The 3,185-nt window shown below is 77.8% G+C and carries 2 protein-coding genes; both read right to left on the bottom strand.

Going from position 1 to position 3,185, the window contains the following annotated elements:
* Positions 1-1,671: condensation domain-containing protein (locus VGC13_RS09770; protein ID WP_331125058.1), on the bottom strand; the 1,671-nt coding region annotated here is incomplete at its 3' end.
* Positions 1,668-3,185, bottom strand: a 1,518-nt coding sequence (locus VGC13_RS09765; protein WP_331125057.1) for a non-ribosomal peptide synthetase, incomplete at its 5' end; no start/stop codon positions are given. The genes VGC13_RS09770 and VGC13_RS09765, both read right to left, overlap by 4 nt.

The following is a 3,185-nucleotide window of genomic DNA, read 5'->3' as shown; positions in this document are numbered from 1 at the left end:
CCCCAGCAGCGCCTCCACCATCTCCACCCCCCGCTCCACGCACACCCCCACGCGCGTCTCCGGCCCCACCCCCCGCGACCGGAGGTGGCGCGCCAGCCGGTTGGCCCGCCGGTTCAGCGCCCCGTACGTCAGCGACTCCCCACCAGAAACCAGCGCCACCGCGTCCGGCGCGCGCCCCGCCTGCGCCTGGAAGAGCTCGTGCACGCCGGCGGAGGGAACGGGGAGCGGGGGGGCGGCGCTCCACGCCCCCAGCACCCGCCGCCGCTCGGCCTCCGGCATCAGCGGCAGCCGGCTCAGGCGCCGGCCGGGATCGGCCGCGGCCGCCTCCAGCAGCACGCGCAGGTGCCCCAGCATCCGCTCCACCGTGGCGGCGTCGAACAGCTCCGCGGCGTAGGCGGCCCCCAGCTCCACCCCGGCCTCGGTATGGGCGATCCCCAGCGCCAGGTCGAACTTGGTGGCGCCGCTGTCCACGGCGGCGGCGGCCACGCGGCATCCGCCCATCTCGCGCGGCACGCCCTCCGCCTGGGCCGCGGCGGTCACCACCACCTGCAGCAGCGGGGTGTGGCTCAGGCTGCGCTCGATCCCCAGCTCCGCCACCAGCTTTTCGAAGGGAAGGTCCGGATGCGCGTACGCCTCGAGCGCCGTGTCGCGCACCCGGCGCAGCAGCGCGCGGAACGAGGGGTCGCCCGACAGGTCCGTCCGCAGCGCCAGCGTGTTGGCGAACAGGCCGATCAGCGGCTCCGTCTCGGCCCGCGTGCGCCCCGCCACCGCGCTTCCCACCACCACGTCGTCCTGCCCGGCGTAGCGGGAGAGCAGCGCCTTGAGCGCGGCCAGCAGCACCATGAACAGCGTGGCCCCCTCGCGCCGCCCCAGCGCCTCGAGCGCGCGCGCCAGCTCCGGCGGCAGGGTGGCGCGGCACACGCCCCCCCGAAGGCTCTGCACGGCGGGACGCGGCCGGTCGGTGGGCAGCTCCAGCAGCGTGGGCGCGCCGGCCAGCCGCGCGCGCCACCACTCCAGCTCGCGCTCCAGTACCGCCCCGCGAAGCCGCTCGCGCTGCCAGACGGCGTAGTCCCCGTACTGCAGCGGCAGCGGCGGCAGCGGCGAGGGCCGGCCGCGGACGAACGCCCCGTACAGCGCCGCCAGCTCGCGGAGCAGCACCCCCGTGGACCACCCGTCCGTGATCACGTGATGCAGGACGAGCAGCAGCACGTGCTCGTCCGGCGCCGTCCGCAGCAGCTCCGCGCGAAAGAGCGGGCCCTGCTCCAGGCGAAAGGGGGCGCGCGCCTGCCGGTGCACGGCGTCGTGCAGCGCCGCCTCCCGCTCCGGGGCCGGCAGCGCCGCCAGGTCGCGCAGCGGAAGGAGGACGTCCGCCGCCGGCGCCACCCGCTGGCGCGGCTCGCCGTCCACCACCTCGATGGTCGTCCGCAGCGACGGGTGCCGCGCGGCCACCTCGCCCAGCGCGCGCCGGAGCGCCGCGGGGTCCAGCGGCCCCGAAAGCCGCAGCGACAGCGGGACGTTGTACGCCGCGGTCCCGGGGCTCAGCCGGTCCAGGAACCACAGCCGCTCCTGCGCGAACGAGAGCGGAAAGGTGTCGGGGCGCGCCTCCTCCAGCAGCCGGGCCAGCAGCGCGCGCTTCTCCGCGTCGGTCAGCGCGGCGGATCCGGCGGTCACGGGTGCCCCCCGCCGGCACCCAGCCGCCGCAGCAGTGCGTCCACCTCGTCGCCGGACAGCGCGTCCACCCGCGCCCGGACCTCCTCCGCGCCCGCGGGGAGGATGCGGTCCTCGTCCTGCGCCCCGCCGGGACGCAGGGCCGCGGCCGTGAGCGCGATGGTGGGGCGGTCGAACAGGGTGCGCGCGGGGAGCTCCGCCCCCAGCTCGGCCCGCACCCGCGCCGCGATGCGCGTCACCAGCAGCGAGTGCCCGCCCAGGGCGAAGAAGTCGTCCTCCACCCCCACCCGCTCCACCCCCAGCACCTCGGCCCAGATGCGCGCCAGCGCCTCTTCCACCGGCCCGCGGGGCGCCACGTACGCCCCCGCCCCCTCCGGCCGCGACGCCTCGGGCGCCGGAAGCGCCGCCCGGTCCAGCTTTCCGTTGGGGGTCAGCGGCAGCGCGTCCAGTTCCACCACCGCCCCCGGCACCAGGTGCTCCGGCAGCCGCGCCGCCAGCCGCTCGCGCAGCCCCCAGCCGATCCCCGCCTGGCCGGGCGCGGGGACCACGTACGCCACCAGCCGCCTGTCGCCGTCGTCCCCCGCGCGCGCCACCACCGCCGCCTCGCGCACCCCCTCCTCCCGCAGCAGGGCGGCCTCGACCTCCCCCGGCTCGATGCGCACCCCGTGCACCTTGACCTGGTGGTCCACCCGCCCGATGAACTCCAGGGTGCCGTCGGCCCGCCAGCGCACGCGGTCGCCCGTGCGGTACAGCCGCGCGCCCCCCCGCGCCCCGAAGGCGTCGGGGACGAAGCGCTCGGCCGTGAGCGCCGGCCGCCCCAGGTAGCCGCGCGCCACCTGCACCCCGCCGATGTACAGCTCGCCCGCCACCCCGGCGGGGACCGGACCGCCGCGCGCGTCCAGCACGTACAGCCGGGTGTTGGCCGTGGGCCCGCCGATGGTGGGCGGGCCGTGCCGCACGTCGGCCGCGCGCAGCGGGTGGCTGATGGCCACGCAGACGGTTCCCTCCGTGGGGCCGTAGGCGTTCAGCAGCACCGGCACCCGGCCGTCCCAGCCTTCCACCAGCGACGGGGGGAGCGCCTCGCCCACCGCTACCAGCGTGTGCAGGTCGGGAAGCGCGGCGTCCGGCGGCAGGGTGGCCAGGATGGAGGCCGCCAGGATGGTGCAGGTGACCCGCTCCTCCCGCAGCACCCGCAGCAGCGCCTCGCCCACCGGCCGCCCCTCCGGAAGCACCAGCGCCGCCCCCGAGCACAGCGCGATCAGCGTCTCGGCGATGGAGGCGTCGAAGCTGGGGGAGGCGAACTGCAGCAGGCGGTCGCCGGGCCCCACGCGAAAGGACCGGCCCACCAGGGCGTGCACCAGGTTCACGGCGCCCCGGTGCTCGACCTGCACCCCCTTGGGCGTCCCCGTGCTCCCGGAGGTGTAGATGACGTACGCCAGCCCCCGCGGCTCCACCGCGCGCGGAAGGTCGTCCGCCGCCTCCCCCGCCCAGGGCCGCGCCCCCCCGTCCAGCGCCAC

It is taken from the genome of Longimicrobium sp., assembly GCF_036399255.1.
Lineage (GTDB): Bacteria > Gemmatimonadota > Gemmatimonadetes > Longimicrobiales > Longimicrobiaceae > Longimicrobium.
Note: the sequence above shows the minus strand (reverse complement) of the source record. Positions and strands in the feature narration are given on the sequence as shown.